At 32.2% G+C, this 24309-nt stretch carries 25 protein-coding genes; 8 read left to right on the top strand and 17 right to left on the bottom strand.

Annotated elements, in window-relative coordinates; all coding sequences use genetic code 11:
- Positions 1-10: 10 nt before the first annotated feature.
- Complete coding sequence (gene ispG / locus B2Y85_RS00995) at positions 11-1081, top strand: flavodoxin-dependent (E)-4-hydroxy-3-methylbut-2-enyl-diphosphate synthase (RefSeq protein WP_372518609.1); 1071 nt, start codon at positions 11-13, stop codon at positions 1079-1081.
- A gap of 18 nt (positions 1082-1099) precedes the next feature.
- The gene (gene greA, locus B2Y85_RS00990) at positions 1100-1564 is read left to right on the top strand and encodes a transcription elongation factor GreA (protein ID WP_372518608.1); all 465 of its coding nucleotides are present in this window, start codon (positions 1100-1102) and stop codon (positions 1562-1564) included.
- A gap of 89 nt (positions 1565-1653) precedes the next feature.
- On the opposite strand, the gene recN is transcribed toward greA, so the two are convergent.
- Entirely contained in the window at positions 1654-3309 is a 1656-nt protein-coding gene (recN, locus tag B2Y85_RS00985; RefSeq protein WP_372518607.1) for a DNA repair protein RecN, read from the bottom strand.
- Between the two features lie 6 nt (positions 3310-3315).
- Positions 3316-4131 carry an NAD(+)/NADH kinase gene (locus B2Y85_RS00980; RefSeq protein ID WP_372518606.1) on the bottom strand — a complete coding sequence of 272 codons (816 nt, stop codon included), beginning with the start codon at positions 4129-4131 and terminating at the stop codon, positions 3316-3318.
- 96 nt (positions 4132-4227) lie between these two features.
- Between B2Y85_RS00980 and B2Y85_RS00975 the strand changes: the two genes are divergently transcribed.
- Together B2Y85_RS00975 and B2Y85_RS00970 are read left to right on the top strand one after the other, a co-directional pair.
- The gene (locus tag B2Y85_RS00975) at positions 4228-5517 is read left to right on the top strand and encodes a phenylacetate--CoA ligase family protein (protein ID WP_372518605.1); all 1290 of its coding nucleotides are present in this window, start codon (positions 4228-4230) and stop codon (positions 5515-5517) included.
- 174 nt (positions 5518-5691) lie between these two features.
- Positions 5692-6120, top strand: a complete 429-nt coding sequence (locus B2Y85_RS00970) for an ACT domain-containing protein (RefSeq protein WP_372518604.1) — start codon at positions 5692-5694, stop codon at positions 6118-6120.
- A gap of 74 nt (positions 6121-6194) precedes the next feature.
- Here the strand turns inward: B2Y85_RS00970 and B2Y85_RS00965 are convergent, their stop codons facing one another.
- The 6 genes from B2Y85_RS00965 to B2Y85_RS00940 all read right to left on the bottom strand — a co-directional run bounded on the left by B2Y85_RS00965 (position 6195) and on the right by B2Y85_RS00940 (position 12065).
- A complete protein-coding gene (locus tag B2Y85_RS00965) occupies positions 6195-6674 on the bottom strand; it encodes an anti-sigma factor family protein (RefSeq protein ID WP_372518603.1) in 480 nt (159 codons plus the stop codon).
- Positions 6671-7243, bottom strand: coding sequence for an RNA polymerase sigma factor (locus B2Y85_RS00960; protein ID WP_372518602.1), 573 nt, complete (start codon positions 7241-7243; stop codon positions 6671-6673). Before B2Y85_RS00960 ends, B2Y85_RS00965 begins: the two co-directional genes overlap by 4 nt.
- 41 nt (positions 7244-7284) lie before the next feature.
- Entirely contained in the window at positions 7285-8667 is a 1383-nt protein-coding gene (locus tag B2Y85_RS00955) for a putative glycoside hydrolase (RefSeq protein ID WP_372518601.1), read from the bottom strand.
- A 13-nt stretch (positions 8668-8680) separates the two neighbouring features.
- Positions 8681-9841 (bottom strand): 1-deoxy-D-xylulose-5-phosphate reductoisomerase, encoded by a 1161-nt coding sequence (locus tag B2Y85_RS00950; RefSeq protein WP_372518600.1) that lies wholly within the window; start codon positions 9839-9841, stop codon positions 8681-8683.
- A gap of 47 nt (positions 9842-9888) precedes the next feature.
- Positions 9889-10812, bottom strand: a complete 924-nt coding sequence (locus B2Y85_RS00945) for a sulfite exporter TauE/SafE family protein (RefSeq protein ID WP_372518599.1) — start codon at positions 10810-10812, stop codon at positions 9889-9891.
- A 341-nt stretch (positions 10813-11153) separates the two neighbouring features.
- Positions 11154-12065, bottom strand: coding sequence for a lysophospholipid acyltransferase family protein (locus B2Y85_RS00940; RefSeq protein ID WP_372518598.1), 912 nt, complete (start codon positions 12063-12065; stop codon positions 11154-11156).
- A 165-nt stretch (positions 12066-12230) separates the two neighbouring features.
- Here B2Y85_RS00940 and B2Y85_RS00935 point away from each other — a divergent pair, with 165 nt between their 5' ends.
- From B2Y85_RS00935 to B2Y85_RS00920, 4 genes are read left to right on the top strand one after another with little or no spacing between them, the layout of a single operon-like run.
- Positions 12231-13679, top strand: a complete 1449-nt coding sequence (locus B2Y85_RS00935) for a TolC family protein (protein ID WP_372518597.1) — start codon at positions 12231-12233, stop codon at positions 13677-13679.
- Positions 13669-14469 (top strand): HlyD family secretion protein, encoded by an 801-nt coding sequence (locus tag B2Y85_RS00930; RefSeq protein ID WP_372518596.1) that lies wholly within the window; start codon positions 13669-13671, stop codon positions 14467-14469. Before B2Y85_RS00935 ends, B2Y85_RS00930 begins: the two co-directional genes overlap by 11 nt.
- A gap of 9 nt (positions 14470-14478) precedes the next feature.
- Positions 14479-15639 (top strand): ABC transporter permease, encoded by a 1161-nt coding sequence (locus B2Y85_RS00925; protein ID WP_372518595.1) that lies wholly within the window; start codon positions 14479-14481, stop codon positions 15637-15639.
- Positions 15640-15647: 8 nt separating this feature from the next.
- Positions 15648-16814, top strand: coding sequence for an ABC transporter permease (locus tag B2Y85_RS00920; RefSeq protein WP_372518594.1), 1167 nt, complete (start codon positions 15648-15650; stop codon positions 16812-16814).
- 45 nt (positions 16815-16859) lie between these two features.
- Here B2Y85_RS00920 and B2Y85_RS00915 read toward each other — a convergent pair whose 3' ends face one another.
- The 9 genes from B2Y85_RS00915 to cysS form a co-directional block, all read right to left on the bottom strand.
- On the bottom strand, positions 16860-17828 hold the full coding sequence (locus B2Y85_RS00915) for a KpsF/GutQ family sugar-phosphate isomerase (RefSeq protein ID WP_372518593.1): 969 nt from the start codon (positions 17826-17828) through the stop codon (positions 16860-16862).
- Positions 17829-17833: 5 nt separating this feature from the next.
- A complete protein-coding gene (locus B2Y85_RS00910) occupies positions 17834-18463 on the bottom strand; it encodes a phosphoribosylanthranilate isomerase (RefSeq protein WP_372518592.1) in 630 nt (209 codons plus the stop codon).
- 107 nt (positions 18464-18570) lie between these two features.
- Entirely contained in the window at positions 18571-18960 is a 390-nt protein-coding gene (gene hisI, locus B2Y85_RS00905) for a phosphoribosyl-AMP cyclohydrolase (RefSeq protein ID WP_372518591.1), read from the bottom strand.
- 25 nt (positions 18961-18985) lie between these two features.
- A complete protein-coding gene (gene hisA, locus B2Y85_RS00900) occupies positions 18986-19717 on the bottom strand; it encodes a 1-(5-phosphoribosyl)-5-[(5-phosphoribosylamino)methylideneamino]imidazole-4-carboxamide isomerase (RefSeq protein ID WP_372518590.1) in 732 nt (243 codons plus the stop codon).
- A 13-nt stretch (positions 19718-19730) separates the two neighbouring features.
- The gene (hisB, locus tag B2Y85_RS00895) at positions 19731-20315 is read right to left on the bottom strand and encodes an imidazoleglycerol-phosphate dehydratase HisB (protein WP_372518589.1); all 585 of its coding nucleotides are present in this window, start codon (positions 20313-20315) and stop codon (positions 19731-19733) included.
- 9 nt (positions 20316-20324) lie between these two features.
- Positions 20325-20534, bottom strand: coding sequence for a hypothetical protein (locus B2Y85_RS00890; RefSeq protein WP_372518588.1), 210 nt, complete (start codon positions 20532-20534; stop codon positions 20325-20327).
- Positions 20534-21706, bottom strand: a complete 1173-nt coding sequence (gene hisD, locus B2Y85_RS00885; protein ID WP_372518587.1) for a histidinol dehydrogenase — start codon at positions 21704-21706, stop codon at positions 20534-20536. The genes B2Y85_RS00890 and hisD overlap by 1 nt, the downstream gene beginning before the upstream one ends.
- A 281-nt stretch (positions 21707-21987) precedes the next feature.
- Positions 21988-22713, bottom strand: a complete 726-nt coding sequence (gene rlmB / locus B2Y85_RS00880) for a 23S rRNA (guanosine(2251)-2'-O)-methyltransferase RlmB (RefSeq protein ID WP_372518586.1) — start codon at positions 22711-22713, stop codon at positions 21988-21990.
- 187 nt (positions 22714-22900) lie between these two features.
- Positions 22901-24292 (bottom strand): cysteine--tRNA ligase, encoded by a 1392-nt coding sequence (gene cysS / locus B2Y85_RS00875; RefSeq protein WP_372518584.1) that lies wholly within the window; start codon positions 24290-24292, stop codon positions 22901-22903.
- Between the last annotated feature and the right edge of the window lie 17 nt (positions 24293-24309).

Raw genomic sequence — 24309 nt, 5'->3', positions numbered from 1 at the left:
AAGGTAGAAAATGTTTACAAGAAAAGATACAAAAGTAATAAATGTCGGAGATGTAAAGATAGGCGGAGGAAATCCCGTTGCAATTCAGTCGATGACAAATACAAACACAAGAGATTGGAAAGCGACCGTTAAACAAATAAAAGAATTGCAAGATGCAGGATGTGAAATAATAAGAGTTTCCGTTCCGGATATGGAATGTGCAAAGAATATAAAACTTATAAAGAAAAATATTAAAATTCCGTTGGTTGCCGATATTCATTTCGATCACAGATTAGCGATAGAATCAATAAAACAAGGTGTTGATAAATTAAGAATAAACCCGGGAAATATAGGGTCTAAAGAAAAAGTTATGGAACTTGTAAAAGAAGCAAAAAAAGCTCATATTCCCATAAGAATAGGTGTCAATGCCGGTTCTTTAAAAGAGGTTCATAATTTTTCAACGGTAAAAGATAAAGCTAAAGCACTTGTAAAAGCAGCAATAGAACATGTAAAAATATTGGAAGATTGTGATTTCGGTGATATAGCGGTATCACTTAAAGCTTCGGATGTGGAAACAACTGTTGAAGCATATAAACTTTTTGCTTCAAAAAGAAATTATCCCACGCATTTGGGAATTACCGAGGCAGGCTCTATTTTCAGAGGGACGATAAAATCTTCCGTAGGTTTAGGTATTATGCTTGCTCAAGGTTTGGGAGACACTATAAGAGTATCTCTTACGGCAAACCCGGTAGAAGAAGTCAGAGTTGCTTATCAAATATTACAATCTTTGGGATTAAGATCAACCGGAGTTGAAATAATATCTTGTCCGACATGTTCGAGAACAAAAGTTAATTTAATAAAGATTGTAGATGAACTTGAAGCTGCATTATCAAAAGTTCACAACAAAAACACAAAGAAAAACATTAAAATTGCCGTTATGGGATGTGTCGTAAACGGTCCGGGAGAAGCAAAAGAAGCGGATTTCGGAATAGCCGGAGGAATAGGCGAAGGAATTTTATTTAAAAAAGGTAAAATTATTTGCAAGGTTCCCGAAGATAAATGGGTAAAAAAACTTTTATCAATGTATAAAAAATCAATTTAATTATATTAGGAGAAGAAAATGAGTGAAATTTATTTAACCAGAGAAGGAAGAAATAAATTAATTGAAGAAATAGACAGATTGCAAAAGAGAAAACCGCAAATTCAAGACGAAATTGCGAGAGCAAGAGAGCACGGCGATTTAAGAGAAAATGCGGAATATCATGCAGCAAAAGAAGCATTAACAAATCTTATGCAAAGAATTGCGGAAATAGACTCAAAACTTTCAAGAGCAAAAATTATTGAAGAATTAAATATCGATCCGAACAAAGTATTCATCGGAGTTACCGTTACAATAAAAGACGAAGACGGTGATGAATATGAATACGCTATCGTAGATGAAGAAGAAGCAAACCCTAACGAAATGAAAATTTCTATCGGTTCTCCCCTCGCACAAGGATTGTTGGGACATGTTGCGGGAGATAAAGTTGATGTAGAACTTCCTGCGGGAACAATGAAATTCGAAATAGTAAAAATAACGAGATAAACACTACGGAAGAATAGAAGATTGGAAGATTAGAAGATTTGCAACGGCAAAGAAATCAAACTATAAGCAAAAAAACAGTAAAATGCTTGTTAATTGTCGCTTAGCATTTCTTCGGCATGTTTTATGGCATGTTCCGTTACTTTTTCACCGGAAATGATTTTTGCTATTTCTTCTACTCTTTCTTTATCGTTTAAGACTTTAGCTTTTGTTATATTTCGGCCGTTTTCCGATTCTTTATATATTTTTATATGGTTATCCGCATTTGAAGCAATTTGAGCCAAATGAGATATGGAAATAATTTGCCTTTCTTTTGATAAACTTTTTAATTTTTTACCGATTTTTTCCCCTGTTTTTCCGCTTGTTCCCGTATCAATTTCATCAAAAATAACGGTATCGACATTATAATTATTAGATACCGTTGTAGATAATGCCAACATTACCCTTGATATTTCTCCGCCGGAAGCAACAAGTGATAAAGGATAAAGTTTTTCCCCTTTGTTTGCACTGAACATAAAGTCCAAATCATCAAAACCCGTTCTTGTTATTTCACCTTTTTTTATATCAATTTCAAACTGAGAATTTTTCATATTCAAATCTTCAAGTTCCGATATTATATCCTTTGATATACTCTTTGAAACTTTTTTTCTTTTATCGGAAATTTGTTCACATAAACTTGTAATTTCTTTTAATATTAAATTTATTTCTTTTTGGAGTTTATCCATATTTACTTCATAGTTTTCAAGATTTTTAACTTTATCTTCCAATTGTTTACCGTAGTCGATAATTTCTTGTAATGTTTTACCGTATTTTGATTTTAATTTTTTTATCAACTGCTGTCTTTCCAACATACTATCTAATTTTTCGGGTGCAATATCAATACTGTTCGATAAATCTTCGACTTCTCTGTAAATATCATCTATTTGACTCATTGACGAGGCTAAATTTTTGGAAATATTTTCAACATTTATTCCGTATTTTTCCAACAAATCAACTTGTTTATTTATTATTGAAAGGTTATCCGTGACGGAATGCTCCTGTTTATATAATATCGACAACATTTCACCTGTAACCGTTTTTATTTTCTCGGCATTTTTTAATTTGGGAAGTTCCTGTTCTATTTTTTCTTCTTCGTCAGATATCAAATTTGCTTTATTTATTTCGTTTATTTGATATTTATACAAATCCAATAATCTTTCTCTGTCTGTATTTGCTTTTTCTATTTCTTCTTTCTGCTTTTTTAAACTTTCATATTTATCATATTTAACGGAAAGTTTTTCCAATAAAGAATTGTTGTTTGCTATACTGTCGACAATTTGTTTTTGATAATTTTGTTCAAACAACATATTGCTTTTATGTTGAGCATAAAAATCTACCAAATATTTTCCTATATTTGAAAGAGTATTTATACTAACCGAAATATCGTTAATAAAAGCTTTACTTTTTCCGGAGGAATCTATTTGTCTCCTGATTATTATTTCTTTTTCGAAATCTATTGATAAATCGGAAAGAATACTTTTTACATTTGTATTTTTTGAAATATTAAATTCCGCGGTAATAGTACAAGATTTCGTTCCTGTTCTTATTATGCTTGTGCTTGCTCTTGCACCCAACAATAAATCTATTGAATCTATAATTATAGACTTTCCGGCACCGGTTTCACCTGTTATAACGGTAAGTCCTTTTTCAAAATCTATTGTTATATTTTCTATCAGGGCATAGTTTTTAATAGATAATGCGGTAATCACTTAAAACTACACTCCCCATTTTAATTTTGTTTTCAATGTATCAAAATAAGAATAGTTTCTGTCTCTTATAAGTTTTGCTTTTTTTGAAAACATTTTTATTTTTACTTTTTTATTTTTATCCAATATATAACTTTCCTGTCCGTCGACAGAAACAACCAAATCCGATTTTTTGTTATCGTCGGTGGAAGTAAATTCCAAAACATTATTGCAATCCAAAATCATAGGTCTGTGTGTTAATGTGTGCGGAGATATAGGTGACACGATAAACAATGATAATGTAGGATAAATTATAGGACCTGAAAGAGCTAACGAATATGCCGTAGAACCTGTAGGTGTAGCTATTACTATACCGTCACCTTTATAACTCGACAAAAACTTTTTGTTTATAAAAGAATCTATGGAAGTAAGTCTTCCGTTATATATCGACCTTATAACACAATCGTTTAATGCCGTTGTTTTTACCGTTCCGTTTTTGGTTGTAATTTCGATATCCAACATCATTCTTTCTTCGTATTCAATGCCGTTATTTAAAATATTTTCCAATGAATTAAAAACATTTTTTATATCGGTATCGGTTAAAAACCCCAAAGTTCCCATATTTACACCCATAACCGGAATAGAATATTTCGAAACAAGTCTGCTTATTCTTAACATTGTTCCGTCGCCGCCGAGAGAAATTATAAAATCCACTTTAGGATTTCCGTTAAGTTTATATGAAATATTTTTAACCTTTATATTCTTGTTTTTTAACCAATCGGAAATTTTAGCACAATACTGTTGTGCATTCGGTTTTAAATGATTGTATATTATTCCTATTATCATTTTATTTATGCCTTTTTAATTTTAAATGTGCTATAATTAACTATTATATTAAAATTGTATTTTTTTTAAAATATTTACTACAGGAGAGATTATAAAATGTTTTGGCAAAAAGACATTGAAACGATGGACAGGAAGGATTTAAGGAAATTTCAGTTGGATTGTATCAACAAACAAATCGCTCTCGCAAAAAAATCACAATTCTACAAAGACAAACTCGCAAAAATAGGCGAACTAAAATCATTGGATGAAGTAAGAAAACTTCCTTTCACGACGAAACAAGATTTAAGAGATTCTTTTCCTTACGGCTGTTTGGTAACGGATTTAAAAGATGTAGTAAGAATGCATTCTTCTTCGGGAACTACAGGTAATCCTACAGTTGTGTTCCACACAAAAGACGATATTGCAAATTGGGCCAATATATCTGCAAGATCAATGTATTGCGCAGGTGCAAGAAGCACCGATGTGTTTCAAAATACAATGGGATACGGTTTGTTTTCGGGAGGACTCGGCTTTCATTACGGCGGAGAAAGATTAGGAATGATGACTATTCCTATAGGTCCGGGAAACAGTAAAAGACAACTTTGGTTTATGCAACATTTTAAAACGACTGTTGTCCATATTTTGCCGAGTTATGCATTAAGATTATCCAATACGGTAAAAGAACTCGGAATAGATGTAAAAAAAGATTTGAATTTAAGAATATTTTTTATAGGTGCGGAACCTCACAGTGAAGCAATGAGAAGAAAAATAGAAGAATTATATAATGTTAAAGCTTACAATTCTTACGGATTATCCGAAATATCAGGTCCGGGAATTGCTTTTGAATGTCAATGTCAACAACATTTACATATTTGGGAAGATTATGTATATCCTGAAATCGTAGATCCTAAAACATTCGAGCCTTTACCCGACGGCGAAGAAGGAGAATTGGTATTAACGACATTACAAAGACAGGCAATGCCTCTTATGCGATACAGAACAAAAGATTTAACAAGAATAATATCCGAACCTTGTGCCTGCGGAAGAACACACAGAAGAATCGCAAGAATAACGGCAAGAACGGATGATATGATGATTATTAACGGAGTAAACATTTTCCCAATACAAATAGAAAAAACAATCTTATCGATACCTGAAGCAGGTAAAAATTATGTTATCGAGTTGATTGATCACAATTGTATGGATAAGTTAAGAATAAAGATAGAAATCAACAATGACACTTTCAAAGGAACATTGAAAGATTTGGAAAAATTGCAAAACAAATTAATAAGCGAATTGAAGCAGGAACTCGATGTTACTCCTATAGTTCAATTCGTCGAAGCAGGAAGTTTACCGGTCAGTGAAGGTAAAGCAAAAAGAGTAATAGATTTAAGAGCAAAAAAGTAAAAATCAACAAATCGCGAAGCGATTTCGGAGACCTTAAGATTTGATATGAAACGAAGAATTTGCCGACTGCAGTGTGCAAGAAGTATAGCGGAGCGGCAAGCACATAAGGAAGGCAAATTCAAAGTTACAGAGCAAATATTAAGGCCGATATAAAAAAGAAAAAAGGAGATAAAAATGGCATACCATATATCAGTATTTTTAGAAAACAATCCCGGAAAATTGGAAAAAATAACAACCATTTTATCCGAAAACAACATTAACTTAAGAGCAATGTCTCTTGCAAGTTCGGGTGATTTCGGTGTAATGAAATTGTTGGTTGATGACCCTGATAAAGCTTTTGATGTTTTAAAAGAAAACAAAATAGCCGTAACAAAAAGACAAATTATAGGTGTTGTCGTAGATAATATTCCGGGAAGTTTTAATAAATTATTGTTAACATTAGCTTCAAACAAAATAAATATAGAAGATTGTTACGGATTTTTGTTAAGTAACGGAACAACGGCAGCAATAGTATTGGAAATAGAAAATTATCCCGATACGGCAAAATTCTTGTGCGATAAAGGTTTTGATGTATTAAGTTCCGAAAAGATTTATAAATATTAATTCTTTTTAATATAAAAAAAATAACCGCCGGAACAAAATTCCGACGGTTATTTTTTTATAAGAATTAAATTATATTAACAAAACATAGAAATATATTCTTCATAATCATCGTTATCTATATCATCACTGTCGTAGTAATTGTTATAACCGAAATAATATTCCATACCTGCCGAAGCATAATTGTCACTGTTCTGTTTGTTTATACCTGTTTCATGCATAAAGAAAAAAGATGAAGATGCCACTATAAACAAAAATCCCGCAGCCATTACTATTTTTTTCTTAAAAGAATTAAAGAAAGAACCGAGCATTACAACATTATCATCTTTTTTAACATTTTCACTTTTTATTTTGTTCATAACCGAAGCCGTAAAATCGGAACTCAATTCTTTTTTCGGAGCTTTGGACAAAACCGTTTTTATATTTTTAAGCATAATGTAGTCTTGTTTACATTTATCACATTCTTCAAAATGTTTCAATAATTCGGAAACAGATTGAGCGGATAATTCATTATCTATGTATTGAGAAATTAATTCTTGTGCTTTATTGCAGTTCATTTTAAATTACCCCCTTCCGTTAAAATTTCTTTCAATCTGTTTCTTGCTCTGAAAATCCAAATTTTTACATTTTCTACCGATGCATCCATCATTTTTGCTATCTCTTCGTAAGAATAATCTTCTATATCTCTTAAAGTTAAGACCATTTTATAATTATCTTTCAGTTTTCCAAGAGCTTCTTGTACCATTTTCTGTGTCTCTTTTTGCATCAACTCTCTTTCCGTATTATCATTAGACTTCAAAAAATCAATTAAGTTACTCTTTTCTTCATCTTCGCTGTTATTTATATCTAAAGGAACAACATTATGCTTCTTTTTCTTAGATATCGTTATCGTTTCGTTTATAACTATTCTGTACATCCAAGTAGAGAATTCAGACTCGAATTTGAATTTCGGTAAAGCTTTGAAAATCTTAATAAAAACATTCTGAGCTATATCTTCACAGTCGCTTGTCTGCCCGCAAAACGAATAAATTATGCTAAAGACCTTGTTTTTATACTTGTCTATTATAATACTGAAAAGATCTTCTTGACCTTGAATAATTTTTTCAATCAGCTCTCTGTCTTCCATAAACTATAAATTAGACTCCTTAGTATTAAAAAAAGTTACACCTATTTTTTTGTTACGGTTTTAGTACTCTTTTTAACAGTGTTTGTTGCCGGTTTTTGTGCCGGTTTTGTTGTTTTGTTTGCAGAAGTTCCGACAGGCTTTTTTACGGCACCGTTATTTGCCGGTTTATTAACATTATTTGCTCTTGTTTGCATTGAAGCATTTGGATCTTTATACTTTAACAATTCTTTTATTTTTTCATCCGAAGTTTTTGTATAAGAATATTGATCTTTTTTAGATTTTAAGCCACCTTTAGTATACTTACAAGCGGCATTCCATAATAACCACGTTTTTACACCGCAATCATAACAGGCTTGAATTTGAGCCCTTACCTCTGCAGGACCATAAGGAACACCTTTCATGGAAAAGTCTTGTAACCATGGTCTCAATTTTTCAACAGGAATTCTCTTTTTTGCACCCTGCAATGCAATATAAACCGTTCTGTAAGGTTCTTTGTTCGGATTAGGTATTCCATATTCTCCGTTATTATAATGAGAAGGATATATCATAGGGCTTACATAATCAACCTGTTCCGTCATTTCCACAATTTTTTGTCCTATTCCCATATCCGTTTTTTCCGTAGTTGTAAGACCGAATACATCTATAGATACTTTTACGCCTTTCGGAGCCAATCTTTCTTTTGCTTGTTTTAAAAAGTCTACTATTTTTGCGGATGCTGTCGTAGAAGAGTGCTCAACTCCGTATCTGCAATTTTTCGTATTTCCGTCTGAAGGGAATCTTATATAATCAAACTGTATTTCATCAAATCCCATATCTGCCGTTTTTTCCGCAAGTTCAAGAATATAATCTACGGCTCCCTGTTTATAAGGGTTCAACCAAGTAAGCTGTTTTCTGTCCTGCCAAAGAGAACCGTCGGGATTTTTTACTGCAAGTTCAGGCCTTTTTCTCGGCATAACATTATCTCTGAAAACTACAATTCTTGCTATTGCATACATTCCTTTTTCTTTAACTGCTTTCAAATATGGCAATACACTGGGAACACTCTTGGAATAAGTCACCCCTCCCGCAACATCTTTAACGGAAATATCACCGTCTATTTCTTTTATATCGATAACAACGGCATTCATTTCGGTATTATCCAACAAATCATTTGTTCTTGTTTTATGAAATTGAGAAGCAGCGGCATAAATGGTTAAATGCATACCTTTTGCCTGATCGGCTGAAACCTGTTCTACCTGCGGTTTTTCTTCTTCTTGAGGTTGTTCTTCTTTAATTTGCTCCGTTTTTTGTTCCTGTTCAGAATCAACAATTTTATCTTGTTGAACAAGTATTTCTACAGATTCTATCTCTTGTTCTTGCGCGAAACAGCTTGTTGATATAAAACAAATTGATACAAAAATTGAAAGTAAAAATATTTTTTTCATTTCCTAATTTCCTCTATATTAAGTTTTTTATAACATTTTCAGCTTGTTGCCTTGCCCATAAATCCGCTTTTACATATTTCGATAAATCTTTTGTCTTTATAACTTTATGTTTATTTATTACTTTTTCAACAACAACGGGAATCATATCGAATCCGATTTTTCCGTCAAGAAAATATTTTACGGCTATTTCGTTTGCGGCACTCATTACGGCAGTCATTGTGCCGCCCACTTTCGCACATTTATATGCTATATTCAAACATTTAAACTTCTTAAAATCCGGCTTAAAAAATTCCAACTTTGAAACTTCGGTTAAATCCAATCTTTTTATATAACAATTCGTTCTGTTAGGATAAGATAATGCATACTGTATAGGTAAAGTCATATCTGGATTTGATAATTGTGCCATAACACAACCATCGTTAAATTCCACCATTGAATGAACTACGGATTGAGGATGAATAATAATATCTATTTTATCTATCGGGATATCAAAAAGAACGGATGCTTCTATTGCTTCCAACCCTTTGTTCATCAATGTAGCGGAATCTACGGTTATTTTTTTACCCATTTTCCATGTAGGATGAGCAAGAGCATCTTCTACTGTTATATCTTTAAAATTTTTGTTTGATTTATAAAAAGGACCGCCCGATGCGGTAAGAAGAATTCTTTTTATTGATTTTTTATTTTCTTTTCCTATACACTGAAATATAGCGGAATGTTCACTGTCTACGGGAAGAACGGCAACACCTTTTTCTTTTGCTTTCTTCATTATTATGTTTCCTGCCATAACCAATGCTTCTTTGTTTGCTATGGCAACATCTTTACCGCTGTCAATTGCAGCAAGTAACGGTTCAAGTCCTATGGAACCGACCACCGACGATAAAACCATATCTGCGGCTTTTATCGTAGCAACTTTATTTAATCCTTCTTTACCGCAATAAACTTTTATTTTAAGTTTTTTATCGTTACACCATTTTTGTAATTTTTCTGTATTTTCTTTATCGAATACAGACACAACCGAAGGTTTAAATTTAATTATTTGTTTTTTTAAAAGTTCCGTATTTGAATGAACGGATAATCCGCAAACTTTAAATTCATTTTTTGTTTTTGAAATAAGCTCGAGAGCTTGTGTACCTATAGAACCCGACGACCCCAATATTGAAATATTTTTCATGTTGTTCCTTCAAAAATAAATTTTGTTTATTATACCATTTTATGATTTTATTGTATATTGTTATTTATCTTTATTTTATGAGTATCGGTATAATTTTTAAATATATTTATTGAAATGAACAATAATACCGCTATGGTTATCATTAAATATCTGCTGAAAACGACAAAGCCGAAAATATTCAAAAGTGTATTTGTAAGGACTATTAAGGTAACTATTGCAAAACTTTTGTTCACATATTTACCATATCCGTTGGCAAGGATTGTATTATGAATTTTTATTCCCAGAGGAAAACCTATCATACCGCCTGCCGCAATTATTAAAGACATTATTATTATCGTCCAATCAGGCTTACCGTCGGAAAAAGTGTAATACATACCGCCCGTAAAAGTTGTCACCAGTAAAAGTATTCTTATCGATTTTGCCGTTATCATTTCGGGAACTTTAAAAATATTGGCAAGTGTAGGTCTGAAAAATATCGCGCCGCCTACTCCCATAATAGAACTGCACACTCCAACAACCATACCTATAAAAAATGCTATTATCGATTGTGTATTTGAAATTTTCGGAACATCCGTTTCATATTCCGTAGTTTTACCGAACAGAACAAGTGAACCCAATGTAACCATAAATATACAGAATATTACAAGTAAAGCAATAGAGCCGAACCTTTCATAAAAGAATTTATTCACTATTTTTCCGCTGAATGCAAGTAAAAAAGCTCCTACTCCCAACGGAATAACAAGTTTTACGGCAACGGATTCTTTGTTCCATTCCAAACTTTTTATATCATGAACGGTAGTCATAAGAATTGACGGAACCATTTGCAATAATCCCACACCGACAGCTTCATTCGGAGTAAAACCGAAAATCAGCATGGTAGGAACGATAAGCCAACCGCATCCTACCCCCCAATATCCGCCTGAAAACATTCCTATAAAACCGATTAAAGGCATTAAAAAATAAATATACATAACGGTTGATATTTTACATTTTTATAGAAAAGCATTCAACACGGCAATTTATAATTAACGAAAATAAAATACTTTAAAATTTTCGTTTACAAGCAAGATTAAAGCCGTCTATGAACGCAGAAATTTTTAAAGTAAAAAGCTATAAATTCAAAAAGCTTTTTAGTGCGAACATGATTGAAGATTTTTCCGTTACATTAGGTCGTTAGGAAAAATCAAGTTGGAGCACGGCTTTAAAAATTTCAAGTGAATGGCTTTTTTGCTTGTAAATGAGAAATTTTAAAGAAGTATTTTTTATAGATTGCCACGCTCCGCTCGCAAAGACAAGCTACTTATTTCAGTTTCTAAATAGTGAGTTTAAAGTTTGGTTTTATACGGATATTGTCTATGAAAGAGGTTCCGTAACAAACATCAAAAAATTCTTCTTTAAGTTTTGATGTTATTTTGTTTATAACGGATACATTTTGAGGTAACGAAATGTTTTTATTTTCTTTATCGGAAATATACAAAGTAAATACGGATAAAGGATATTTTTGTTTTAATTCGTTTATTTTATCTATACAAGCATTTATGTTGTTTTTACACTTTATAAATATTTTCGGTTTGGGATGATGGCTCAAATATTCGTTTATATCTTTAGACCAATAATACTTATTTGCAAATTCGCTTAATTTGTTCAATTCTTTTTCAACCGTTAAAGCTTTTTCTTCCAAATTATCATCTTTTCCTATTACTATAGGGTTACCGTAAACGGCAACCGTCTTTGAAAAAGGTAAAGGAACTTTAAATTTATCCCAAGCTTTCTTAAATGTTAAAGAATTTTTTGCTATCGCGGATATAGGTATCAATCTTATACCTATTTTTTGAGACACCAAAAGAAGTCCCGATTTTACTTTATGTATAGGTCCTCTCGGTCCGTCAACGGTAAATGCAACAAAATGTCCTTTTCTTGCATATCTTATTGTTTCAATTAAAGCTCTTTCCGCTCTTTTCGACGAAGAACCTCTTACGGCTATAAAGTCGAAATCTTTTAATACTCCGGCTTGAATTTCCCCGTCTTTAGACATACTGCACATAGCAACAATTTGTCTTCCGGAATTAAGGCACAAAGGAAGAATTTGTTCTCCATGCCAAAGTGCATACACACTTTGTTCTTTAAACCTTCCAACCAAATCTATACTTCTTACTCTTAACGTACTTTTGGTAAAAGCAATATAATAATATGCTATTTTTGATAATATTTTTCTTGAATCCATTTTTGTTTTAAAACCCGATTTTTTTACTTACCGCTCGGTAGACAATATAACATAAAACTACTTTATTGTCAAACTTAAATCTACTCTATATTTCTTTGACTATTCTCGTAAAAAATAATAAAATTTATACTTAAATTATATTATAAAGAAAAGGTATTTTTTAATATGAAAAAATTTATAGTAATATTATTTTGTGCATTTTTTACTTTTAATTCAACTTTGTATGCTGAATATTCTTTAACTTTAACCGAAGCATTAAAGTGTGCTATTGCAAACAACGAATTGATAAATGCTGCGGCAAAAACAAAAGAAGTTTCGGAATATCACTTAAAATCCGCAAGAGGAAAACATTATCCCAATGTTTATGTCGAAGGTTCGGTAAATAAAATAAACGATTCGATATCGTTAAATTTGAATGATGCAAGATCTGCGGTTATAGGTGCAAGCGTAGCATCTTTTCAAACTGCGACAATGTACTCTGAGCATCCACAGCCCGAACAAGTAGTTGCAGGTTTCAAACAACAACTCGAACAGGCAATTCCCGATTTCAGTATGAAATTTCAAGACGATATTTTTTATAAACTTACGGCGGCTGTTGTTTGGCCGTTATATACCGGCGGAAAAATAGCGGCAAACTCTCAAGCAAAAAAGGCTGAACTTGCTATTTCCGAGATGGAATACACAAAGACTCTAAATTCAACTATAACTTCCGTAATAGAAAGCTATTTCAGAGCTAAACTTGCACAAGAAGCAAGAAACATAAGACAAGATTATTTAGATGATATTATCCAACATAAAGATAATGCGGAAAAACTGTTTAAGGTTGGTATGATATCAAAAGCAAACAAATTAAGAGCGGAAGTTGCTCTTGCGGATGCAACAAGAGAATACCAAAAATCAGAAAGAGATTTGGAACTTGCGGTAGTAGTATTATCTAATATAATAGGTGTGGAACTCGACAAAGTAAATCTTTGTACCGATTTCAAAAAAATCGATTATGTCAGAGAAGCGGATTACTTCAAAGATATTGCATACTCAAACAATATAACATTAAAAGATATGCAACAAAAAAAAGATATGCTCAATCAAAAGAAAAAGGCTATCAGAGGTAATTTTTTGCCTACGGTAGCTGCATTCGGAAAATATGAAATATATAAAGATGATCTTACACTTTTTGAACCGGAATGGGTTGCCGGTTTAAATGCAAGACTTGATATTTTTAAAGGCGGAGAAGATTACGGCGAATATAAAGCTTATTCAAAACAAGTTGAAGTTTTAGATTTATATATACAAAATGCAAACAAAATGATTGATACAGCCGTACAGAAATATCATCATGAAGCGCAAGCTGCACTTGAGCAATACGAAAGTTTGAAAAGTTCTCAAGATTTAACCGAAGAGAACTTGAATCTTTATAAAAAATCGTTTAAAGAAGGTCTTGCAACATCAATAGAAGTAATCGATGCCGAACTTGCTTTGGAAAAAGTAAGATTGGAACAGTCTCAGGCCTTATTTGATTTTAATGTTGCTTATGCAAAACTTATGGATATATGTGGTAATTCACAAATACTAATGGATAATATTATAGGAGAAAGTGAAAACAATGAAGAATAAAATTTTATTATTTTTGTTACTGTCTTTAACAACGGTATGCATGGTTTCTTGCTCTAATAGGCAAAAACAAACCATTTCGGGAGAAGTTGATGCCACCGAAATTGATATCGGAGTAAAAGTTCCGGGAAGAATAGCCGAAATATTTATTACCGAAGGACAAACCGTTAAAAAAGGTGATATTTTGGGGAGACTTGAAGGAAAAGAGCTTGATGCAAAATTAAAAACAATTAATGCGGCACTAAAAGAAGCTCAAGATCAATTTTTACTTGCCGAAAAAACTTATAACAGAATAAAAACTCTTTATAATGACGGTATTGTTCCTAAACAGCAATATGATGAAGTTGAATACAAATATAATGCCGCATTACAAAAAATAAATGCAACTCAAGGTCAAAAAAATGAGATTATGGCTTATTACGACGAACTTACGATTGTTGCACCTATCGACGGTGAAGTAACACAAGTAATATCTAATCCGGGAGAACTTGTTGCTACGGGTTATCCTATTATTACATTGCTTAACACAGACGATATGTGGGTTGTATTTAACATAAGAGAAGATCTTTTAAATAATCTTCAAAAAGACAAAGAAATAAAAGTTTATATTCCCGCGATAAAAGAAACATTAAACATGAAAATCAGTTATGTTTCCGCTATGGCAAGTTTTGCTTCATGGAAACCGACTAACCAACAAAACAATTACGATTTAAAAACATTTGAAGTGAGAGCAAAGCCAAACGAAAAAATAGAAAATTTAAGACCGGGAATGACAGCAGTTTTAAAAGATTAGAAGATTGTAATGAGTTATCTTATTGATGTAATCATAAAAGAACTAAAACATATATTTACGAGCAAATATTATTTGTTTTTAATATGTTTGTGGCCGTTTATAGATTTTATTTTCTTGGGCGGAATATATTATTACGGCAATGTTCAGAATATGCCTATTGCCGTAATAGACAAAGACCATTCCAAAATATCAAGAACAGTTTCAAGATTTTTCGATACATCTTATGCTTTTGATGTTAAATACAAATTAGATGATGTGGAAGATTTCAGATATTTGATTGCCGAAAACAAAATATATATGGGTGTTTATATACCTAAAGATACTCAAAAAAATATAAAAAAATCTTTACCTGCGGAAATAAGTTTTTATATAGACGGTTCAAATTATCTTACGGCAAATCTTTCGGAAATCGAAGGTGCAAACATTTTAGGAACAATAAATGCCGGGCTCAAAAACACAATGATGAAAAAGAAAGGTATCCAGTCCAAACAGGCTAAAGCAATGATGTTGCCTATACAGAATGACACCTCAAAGTTATTTAATCCTACGTATCATTACGGATACTTTTTAACCCCGGGATTATGGATTTCAATTTTAGGACAACTCTTTTTAATATTCGGAACTTTAACCATAGGCAGAGAACTCGAACGAAAAGAAAAAATTTCAAACTCCGTATTTTTATTTATATTGGGAAAACTGCTCGTTTATACAGTGATATCGGTTATATATTTTGAAATATTGTTTAGAGCCTTTTTCCCCGCTTTTCAAATTCCTTTCGACGGAAACACTTCAGGTGCAATAATTTTAAGTGTACTGTTTATAATTTCAACAATCTTACTCGGTATGCTTATGCCTGCAGTGACGGGTAACAGACTCGATGCTTTAAAAGGTTGCCTTTTAATAGGTGCTCCCGCATTTTTGTTATCCGGTTATACATGGCCTTTGGAACAAATGCCTATATTAATGTCAACTATTGCAAAATTTATTCCCCTGTCCGCTTATTTGGAAGGTTTCAGAAAAATATTTCAACAAAATATGCAACCAGAATATATAATACCCTTTGCTAAAATATTAATAACATTACTCATTTTATATTTCTTGATTACTTATATATTTTTGAGAATACGAAACAAGACGATAAAAAACAACGGCAAACAGGTTAACGGGTAAAACAAAAGATGAAATTGTTTAAGCAAATATTATTACGGGAATTTAAAAGATTTTTCACATCAAAAGATCTGATTTTGATATGTATTATCGCTCCTATCGTATATTCATTCGGTATAACATACATATATCACAAGCAAAATCCGAGAGATATAAAAATCGCACTTGTAAATCAAGATAATTCCGCAATATCAAGGCAATACGGCAGAATGATAAATTCCACACCGGAACTTAATATTGTCGACTATTTCCCATCTACATATGCGGCATATAATGCTATTTTTACAAACAAAATTGATTTGTTTTATTTTATCCCGAGCGATTTTTCAACGAACTTAAAAAGAGCCAAAAGCACCTTTGCTTTTATCGGTGCAAATGCAAGCAATTTCATGGTTTCAAGTACCGCAATAAAAACGATAGTTATGACTTCACAATTTCTGGCAGCTCAGGTGTCCGCAAGTTTTCTGATAAAGAACGGAATTTCAAAAAATTCGGCGATGCAAATGATACAGCCCATAAAAGGTAATTTTAAGTGGATGTTTAATCCTACAAAGACTTATGCGAACTTTTTTGTTCCCTTTGTTTTATTTGCAATATTTCAACAAATTCTTATAGTAGCCGTTTGTCATACAATGAGTTTGGAAACGCAGGAAAAAACATGGAAAGATTTATATAAAATAACAAACAACAAAATTATGCCTATTCTGTTCGGAAAGGCTATTCCTTATGTATGTGCCGCCCTTTTTATGGTATTATTGTTCATATTTTTTGTTTTCCCGTTCAATTCCATATTTCAAACTTCAATAATAAATCTTTTATTATTATCGTTAATATATTCTTTTGTTATAGTATTTTTTGCCATGTTAATATCCCACTTATTTAAAAGCCCCGTAGTATCTTTATGCGCTTTAACATTTTATTCTATGCCGGTTCTTTTAATTTCGGGTTTTGCCTGGCCGATATATATGTTACCTTCGTATTTAAAGATAGCAGCTTATATTTTTCCTTCCACTTATTTTATAAATATTTTTAGAATTTATTCTTTAAATACCATTTGGATAGGGTATGCGACATATTGTGTATTAAATTTAACCGTCTTCTTTTTGATTTGTCTTATATTAAATTTTGTAATATTCAAGTTTAAAATCGCATATACAAAAAAAACAGACAGATTATAAAAACAATCTGCCTGTAATCAAATGTATTAAAAAATTTATAAACTTTTATTCGGAAAACAAATCTCTTTCGTCGAGAATACCTATCGGTTTTCCTGTTTCATCCACCACAGGTATATTATCTATATTTTTATTCTGTAATATTTTTTCAGCTTCGGCAACAAGCATATCCGGTGATAATGTCGATGGATTTTTCGTCATAACTTCCGATATTTTTTTCTTTAACAAATTATCGTGCAACTGAATTTGTCTTCTTAAATCACCATCGGTAAAAAATCCTGCAAGTTTACCGTTTTCATCTACAACACTTGTTGCACCGACTCTTGTTCCCGTCATAATTAAAAGAGCATCTTGAACGGTAGCATTTTCTTTTACTACAGGGTTTGCTTTACCTTGTCTCATTATTTCTTTAACTTTCATTGTTAATCTCTTGATTTTATTACCTATAGCACCTAAAGGATGAAATATTGCGAAATCTTCTTTTTTAAAACCTTTCCTTTCGGATAAAACAAGCGCCAATGCATCACCCAAAGCAAGTAATGCCGTTGTGGATGATGTCGGTGCCAAATTATAAGGACAAGCTTCTTTTTCCACGGAAGAATCTATAATAACATCACAATTTTTCCATGTAGGAGAATCCGTTTTACCGGTAATTGCTATAATTTTCAAACCCATTTTTTGTAATACAGGTAAAACTTGTTTTATTTCTTCCGTTTCGCCGGAATATGATAACATAACGACAACATCACCTTTCATTATCATACCCAAATCACCATGTAAACATTCTGCAGGATGTAAATATATTGCAGGAACACCTATAGAAGCCATTGTGGCAGCTATTTTTCTGCCGATATGTCCCGATTTTCCAAGTCCTATAATAACAACCCTTCCCGATGATTTTTCTATTAAAGAAACGGCTTTTATAAACTGATCGTCTAAATGTTTTATTTGATCTTTTACGGCTTGTGCTTCCAAATTTAATGTATCTATAGCTCTTTGTATGTTAATTTGTTCCATTATAATTACCTTAAACTGTGAGCATTTTTTATAAAATCTGCCATTTTATTAAAATCTTTTCTTCTTTGTAATCTTTCTATACTCGTGTCGGCTTCAACACCGAACGGTTTTGATTTTTCCATAACTTCGCCGACATTTTCGGAAGAAATATTTCCTGTTATAAAATAAGGAACGGATACTTGTTCAAGTGCGGAAAGAGCATCTAAAGCAAGAATATCGTTACCTTGTTCATCTTTTGTTGAAATATCCAATACAAAATAATCTACGTTACCTGTGTACGGTTGTAACTTTATTACATCGGCAACACTTGTAAATTTCATATATTTAAAAACTTTTATACCTAATGATACCGCTAAAGCTTTACAAAATTCGGGAGTTTCCGAACCGTTTAACTGAACAACTTTTATTCCGGTCTTTTTAACAACTTTTGTTATAGCTTTACTGTCTTGATCTACAAATATTCCCACTGCCAAAACAAAAGGCGGAAGTTTTTCATTAACTTCTTTTAACATTTTATCGGAAACTTTTTTAGGAGAATCTTTTATTATTTGAAAACCTAAATAATCCGCACCCAAATTTGTTGCATTTAAAGCATCATCATAGTTTGTTATACCGCAAATTTTTACTTTTAACATTATATCCTCAAACACTTAAAATAAATTTCGAGATGACAAGAAATGTCGTTTCTATACTTCCATACTTCTATACATCCATGCCTCAAATTTTTGCTTTGCAAAAATTTTTATTTCCCGTAAACTTTTTTTGGATCAAAAACTTTTTTACCTACTATTCTTGTATTTCCCGTAAAAGATAATTTTCTGTAGAAACAACTTCTGTATCCCGTATGACAAGCCGAACCGCCTACCTGAATAACCTTTAACAATATGCAATCGGCATCACAATCATAATAAATTTCTTTTACTTTTTGTATGTTTCCGGATTCTTCACCTTTTACCCAGAATTTTTGTCTTGATCTGCTCCAATATGTAGCTTTTTTTGTTTTTAATGTTTTTTCGAATGATTCCGCATTCATATATGCAACCATCAAAATCACACCGTCGTTATAGTCTTGAACAACAGCCGGTATCAATCCGTTTTTGTCAAACTTTAATTGTTTTGTAATTTCCAACATATTTACTTTCCCCCGCAACTTCTTTTTATTTTTTATTTAAAACTCTTATTGCTTCTTCCAACTTAAAATCTTCAGTGTATAATGCTTTACCAACAATAGCACCGGTTACGCCGTATTTTTCAAGTTTAGCAATTTTTTTAACATCATCCACCGTTGTTACTCCGCCGGAAGCTATAACATTCATTTTACTTGCTTTTGCAATTCTTTTTAATCCGTCGATATTAGGACCTTTTAACATTCCATCTTTTGATATATCGGTATAGATAATTTCGCTGACACCCATATTTTTTAATTTTTCCAACATTTCTTCCGTCGTTACAGGTGTAATTTCTTTCCAACCGCCTATAGCAATTTTCCCCTCATAAACATCAAGAGCAACTATAATTTTTTCCGGACCGTATTTTTCTATTGCTTGTCTTACTATATCGGGATTATAAATTGCAACCGTTCCCAATATTGCATAAGATGCGCCCAAAGTAAAAATATCGTCTATTCTTTTCATGTTTCTTATTCCGCCGCCGACTTCAACCGGAATATCAACACTTAAACAAATATTTCCTATGATTTGATTGTTCGATTGATTACCGGAAAAAGAGCCGTCCAAATCGACGACATGTAATCTTTCCGCACCTTTTGCTTTCCAAAGTTTTGCCATAAAAACAGGGTCTTTGGAATAAATAGTTTCGTCGGCTATTTTTCCCTGTTTAAGCATTACACAATTTCCTTGTCTGATATCTACTGCAGGTATTATTATCATTTTTATCTCATCCTTAAATAGAACCTTTTGTCGAAGGTATCTTATTTTTTATTTTTTTATTTATACTTATTGCTATTGCCAATGCTCTTCCGAAACCTTTGAATATGGATTCGGCAATATGATGGTTGTTCCTTCCTTTCATCATTTTTATATGGAGTGTGATTGCCGCATTGTTAACAAAAGCAATAAAAAATTCCTGTATTAAATCGTAGTTAAAACCTGTTTTTTGAAACTCTATTTTAGCTTCATAACTTAAAAAAGGTCTGCCAGAAATATCGAGAGCAATATAAGCTAAAGCTTCGTCCATAGGCAATAAAAAATGCCCGTATCTTACTATACCCTTTTTATCACCCAATGCCTGTTTAAACACTTGCCCCAAAGTAATACCCATATCTTCAACCAAGTGATGGTCGTCTATTTCCGTGTCACCTTTGGCATTTATTTTAAGATATACTCCGGCATGAGCGGAAAACAATGTAAGCATATGATCCATAAACGGGATTGTTGTATTGATTGAAGATTTTTTGTTTGAATCCAAATTCAACTCAATATCTACATCCGTTTCAAATGTTTTTCTGTGAATGTGTGCTTTTCTCATTTTTTCTCTCTAATTTAAATATTTTGTTTTTTGTGTATCTTTTGTTTCCGTAATACCGTCCAAGTCTTTTAATTTTAAAGCTTGGTCCAATTTTTCCAACAAAATAACTTCGTCAACCGAAAAGTTTAATTTAGCTTTTCCGTCGCTAACTTTAGTTACTTCTTCAGTAAGCATATGTATTATTAGTTCAATTTCCCTTTCGGAAAGTTCTACTTGCATTATATTTTTCTTACCTCTACGGATTTTTTATGATTTACCAACCCTTCGGCTGCAGCAAAATCGGCAATTTGTTTTTTTACCGAAGATGTAACTTTTTTCAGTTCAATATAACTGCTTCTTTTCATAAATGTCATAACGGAAAGTCCGCTTGAATATTTTGCAGATGCATTCGTCGGTAAAACATGCGAAGGACCTGCCCAATAATCTCCTACGGCTGTTGCCGTATTATACCCTACAAAAATTGCTCCGGCATTATAAATTTTTGTTACCGCCTGTTTTGCATTCTTTATTAAAAGCTCCAAATGTTCAGGGGCTATATCGTTAACCATATCTATGGCTTTTTTTGTATCTACATTATAAATTTTTATTTGATTTAATTTTTCTTTATCGAAATTTTTCTTTATATAACTTATAATTTCTTTTGAACTGCACAACAAATATGCTTTTGCCATTGTATCATGTTCTGCTTGTGCCAACAAATCGTATAAAACATAATCTTTATCGGCTCCGCTGTCGGCGATAATTGCAACTTCACTCGGTCCGGCCAACGAATCTATACCAACTTTACCGAAAACAAGTCTTTTAGCTTCGTTTACATAAGCATTTCCCGGACCTACTATCATATTTACAGGTTTTATTGTTTTTGTTCCGTAAGCAAGAACCGCTATTGCCACCGCTCCGCCGATTGTATATATTTCTTTTATTCCGCAAATTTTTGCTGCAAACAAAACTTCATTGCTCATTTTCTTGGGAGGAGTCATCATAACTATTCTTTTAACCCCTGCAACCTTAGCTGCAACAAAATTCATAATAACGGATGACGGGTAAGAAAATCTTCCGCCCGGCACATATATACCTACAGCTTCTATAGGTCTGTATATTTGTCCTACGGATTTTACACTGTCCGTTATTAACCATTGTTTTTTTATGTTTGAATATTCTTTCTTATGAAATGCCAAAACATTGGCATAAGAAGCTTTTATTGCTTTTTTTAAAGCAGGGCTAACCTTTTTAACCGCTTCGTTTATCTGTTTATCGGTAACTCTTAAATCTTTAGCGGATTTAAAAGATACCCCGTCAAACTTTTTAAGATAACCTATTACGGCACTATCCCCTTTAGTTTGTATATTACTTATAATATCCGTAACTGCATTAATTATATCTGTATTCATAGCTTAATAATTTTATCAAAAAGGAAATACCTTTTCAATTAGGAAGTATTAGTTTTAATAAAACTTTCGAAATTTTCTTTTTCAAGCATGATTAAAGCTGTCTATGAACGAAGAAAAATTTAAAGCAAAAAACTATAAATCAAAAAAGTTTTTTAGTGCGAACATGATTGAAGATTTTTCCGTTACATTAGGTCGTTAGGTAAAATCAAGTTGGAGCACGGCTTTAAATTTTTCAAGTGAATGGCTTTTTTGCTTGAAAAAGAGAAATTTTAAAAGACTATTTAGTTGCTAATTTGTTTAAATATTTCGTACAGGATTACTGCACTGGCACAAGAAACATTTAAAGAAGAAATTGTACTTTTTTGTGGTATGGTTATAATAAAATCACACTTTTCTTTTATTTTTTGATGTATTCCAAACCCTTCACTGCCCATAACCAAAACCGCGGGAAACGGAACTTTTGTATCGGTTATTGAATTGTTTCCGTTTTCGGCACCTAATATCCAAAAACCGTCATCTTTTAATTTTAGTATTGCTTGTGATGAGTTTGTAACTCTTGCTATTTTTATGTGTTCTATAGCACCGGCAGATGTTCTTTCCACCGTTTCGTTTATTGTTGCACTTCTCCATTTAGGTATAATTACCCCGTCTACACCGAAACAAACGGCATTTCGTATTATTGCGCCTAAATTGTGCGGATCTTCTATCGAATCAAGAAGGAGTAACAGTCCGTTTTGCTTATTTTTTACCGTATCCATTAAATCTTCAAGTTCAACATAATTTGTTGCGGAAACTTCGGCGACAACACCTTGCGTATTTTCCTGCTCGAATTTATCAAGCTTTTCAGGAGGAACATTGTTTATAACAATACCTTTTGCTTTGGCAAGTTTAATAATTTCACTTATACTGCTGCCGTGAGCGGTTTTAGAAATAAGAATTTTATTTATTGTTCTGTTACCGGACTTTATTGCTTCAAGCACGGCATTTCTACCGAATAGTTTATCCATTAAAAATTACTCCGTAATTTTTTAGTTTATAGTTTATAGTTTAAAGTTTATAGCTTATAGTTTTCGGTAAAATTTTGTTAAACAAAATTTTCTAATTAAATATCAAAAATTCATTTCATGAATTTTTACAACAAACTTTAAACTTTAAGCTTTAAGCTATAAGCTGATTTTTACCTTGCAAAAATCATTATATCTTTTTAACAAGAGTTGAGCTTCCGTCTTTATTATCTATAATTTTGTAACCGAGTTCGGAAAGTTTGTTTCTGCACTCATCGGCAACCGCCCAATTTTTTTCTTTTCTTGCTTGGTTTCTTTTATTTAACAATTCCTGTAAATCGGATGATGCCGATTCTTCCTTCGAAACTCTTACACCTAAAGCACCTTCCAAAATATCTTCAAAAAGCCATTTTGCTTGTTTTAACAAATCCTGTTTATCACCGGATAAGTTGTTTAATATTATGTTTTTAAGCTCGTGCAAATACGATAATGCTCTTTCAAAATTAAAATCGTCGTCCAACGAATCTTTAACTTGTTTTTGTATTTTTATTAAATTTTCGTCTTTTAAATTGTTATCACTGTCTTTAACTATTGCAACAAGTCTTGAATATGCCTCATCAAGTCCTTGCAATGCGGCTTTTGCACTGTTTAAATTGTCGTGTGAAAAGTCGAGCGGTGTTCTGTAATGTTGTGTAAGCAAATAGTATCTTACTACTCTGGGATCATATTGTTCAAAAATATCTTTTAATGTAAAAAAGTTTCCCAAGCTTTTAGACATTTTTTCTTTATTAACCGTAACAAATCCGTTATGTATCCAATAGTTTGCAAATTGTTGTCCCGTGCAACTTTCACTTTGTGCAATTTCGTTTTCGTGGTGCGGGAATATCAAATCTTGTCCGCCGCCGTGAATATCTATAGTGTTACCCAACAATGTCGTAGACATTACCGAACATTCTATATGCCAACCCGGTCTGCCTTTTCCCCAAAAACTGTCCCAGGAAACTTCTTGAGGTTCGTTTTCTTTTGTTTTTTTCCACAATATAAAATCGTAAGGATTCTTTTTCTTGGAATCTTTTTCTACTCTTGCACCTACTCTCATCTCTTCAAATTTTCTTTTTGAAAGTTTTCCGTAATCTTTAAATTTATCTACCGAGAAATAAACATCTCCGTCAACATTGTAAGCATATCCTTTTTCTTCAAGTTTTTTTATAAACTCCACTATTTGAGGTATCATTTTCGTAACTTGCGGATAAGTGTTTGCTTTTATAACATTAAGTTTATCCATTTGCATAAAATAATCGTCAATAAATTGTTTTGCCAAATCTATAGGAGAAATTTGTTTTTCCAATGATCTGTTTATAATTTTATCGTCAACATCGGTAAAATTTTGAACATGGTTAACGGTATACCCGCTTCTCATAAAATGTCTTTTGATAACATCAAAAGTTACATAAGCTCTTGCATGTCCCAAATGACAAACATCGTAAGGTGTAACTCCGCAAATATATATCGATACATTATTTTCTTTTATAGGTTTAAATTCTTCTACTTTGTTTGTTAATGTGTTATAAAATTTTATCATCTTCTTTTCCTTAAAAG

The sequence above is a fragment of the Candidatus Ruminimicrobiellum ovillum genome (assembly GCF_002392975.1).
Classification (GTDB): Bacteria; Elusimicrobiota; Endomicrobiia; order Endomicrobiales; family Endomicrobiaceae; genus Ruminimicrobiellum; species Ruminimicrobiellum ovillum.
This window is presented reverse-complemented; position numbering and strand designations above follow the sequence as displayed.

What these genes read in the sequence shown, in the direction of transcription:
- greA (WP_372518608.1), top strand. Translation starts at nt 1,100, where the DNA reads ATGAGTGAAATTTATTTAACCAGAGAAGGAAGAAATAAATTAATTGAA.
- B2Y85_RS00925 (WP_372518595.1), top strand. Translation starts at nt 14,479, where the DNA reads ATGAGTTATCTTATTGATGTAATCATAAAAGAACTAAAACATATATTT.
- hisA (WP_372518590.1), bottom strand. Translation starts at nt 19,717, where the DNA reads ATGATAATAATACCTGCAGTAGATATCAGACAAGGAAATTGTGTAATG.
- hisI (WP_372518591.1), bottom strand. Translation starts at nt 18,960, where the DNA reads ATGTTGGAAATTACAAAACAATTAAAGTTTGACAAAAACGGATTGATA.
- B2Y85_RS00935 (WP_372518597.1), top strand. Translation starts at nt 12,231, where the DNA reads ATGAAAAAATTTATAGTAATATTATTTTGTGCATTTTTTACTTTTAAT.
- B2Y85_RS00945 (WP_372518599.1), bottom strand. Translation starts at nt 10,812, where the DNA reads ATGTATATTTATTTTTTAATGCCTTTAATCGGTTTTATAGGAATGTTT.
- B2Y85_RS00940 (WP_372518598.1), bottom strand. Translation starts at nt 12,065, where the DNA reads ATGGATTCAAGAAAAATATTATCAAAAATAGCATATTATTATATTGCT.
- B2Y85_RS00970 (WP_372518604.1), top strand. Translation starts at nt 5,692, where the DNA reads ATGGCATACCATATATCAGTATTTTTAGAAAACAATCCCGGAAAATTG.
- B2Y85_RS00910 (WP_372518592.1), bottom strand. Translation starts at nt 18,463, where the DNA reads ATGTTAAAAGTAAAAATTTGCGGTATAACAAACTATGATGATGCTTTA.
- B2Y85_RS00960 (WP_372518602.1), bottom strand. Translation starts at nt 7,243, where the DNA reads ATGGAAGACAGAGAGCTGATTGAAAAAATTATTCAAGGTCAAGAAGAT.
- B2Y85_RS00975 (WP_372518605.1), top strand. Translation starts at nt 4,228, where the DNA reads ATGTTTTGGCAAAAAGACATTGAAACGATGGACAGGAAGGATTTAAGG.
- rlmB (WP_372518586.1), bottom strand. Translation starts at nt 22,713, where the DNA reads ATGGATAAACTATTCGGTAGAAATGCCGTGCTTGAAGCAATAAAGTCC.
- B2Y85_RS00915 (WP_372518593.1), bottom strand. Translation starts at nt 17,828, where the DNA reads ATGGAACAAATTAACATACAAAGAGCTATAGATACATTAAATTTGGAA.
- cysS (WP_372518584.1), bottom strand. Translation starts at nt 24,292, where the DNA reads ATGATAAAATTTTATAACACATTAACAAACAAAGTAGAAGAATTTAAA.
- B2Y85_RS00965 (WP_372518603.1), bottom strand. Translation starts at nt 6,674, where the DNA reads ATGAACTGCAATAAAGCACAAGAATTAATTTCTCAATACATAGATAAT.
- B2Y85_RS00920 (WP_372518594.1), top strand. Translation starts at nt 15,648, where the DNA reads ATGAAATTGTTTAAGCAAATATTATTACGGGAATTTAAAAGATTTTTC.
- hisB (WP_372518589.1), bottom strand. Translation starts at nt 20,315, where the DNA reads ATGAGAAAAGCACACATTCACAGAAAAACATTTGAAACGGATGTAGAT.
- B2Y85_RS00980 (WP_372518606.1), bottom strand. Translation starts at nt 4,131, where the DNA reads ATGATAATAGGAATAATATACAATCATTTAAAACCGAATGCACAACAG.
- B2Y85_RS00930 (WP_372518596.1), top strand. Translation starts at nt 13,669, where the DNA reads ATGAAGAATAAAATTTTATTATTTTTGTTACTGTCTTTAACAACGGTA.
- ispG (WP_372518609.1), top strand. Translation starts at nt 11, where the DNA reads ATGTTTACAAGAAAAGATACAAAAGTAATAAATGTCGGAGATGTAAAG.
- hisD (WP_372518587.1), bottom strand. Translation starts at nt 21,706, where the DNA reads ATGAATACAGATATAATTAATGCAGTTACGGATATTATAAGTAATATA.
- B2Y85_RS00890 (WP_372518588.1), bottom strand. Translation starts at nt 20,534, where the DNA reads ATGCAAGTAGAACTTTCCGAAAGGGAAATTGAACTAATAATACATATG.
- B2Y85_RS00955 (WP_372518601.1), bottom strand. Translation starts at nt 8,667, where the DNA reads ATGAAAAAAATATTTTTACTTTCAATTTTTGTATCAATTTGTTTTATA.
- B2Y85_RS00950 (WP_372518600.1), bottom strand. Translation starts at nt 9,841, where the DNA reads ATGAAAAATATTTCAATATTGGGGTCGTCGGGTTCTATAGGTACACAA.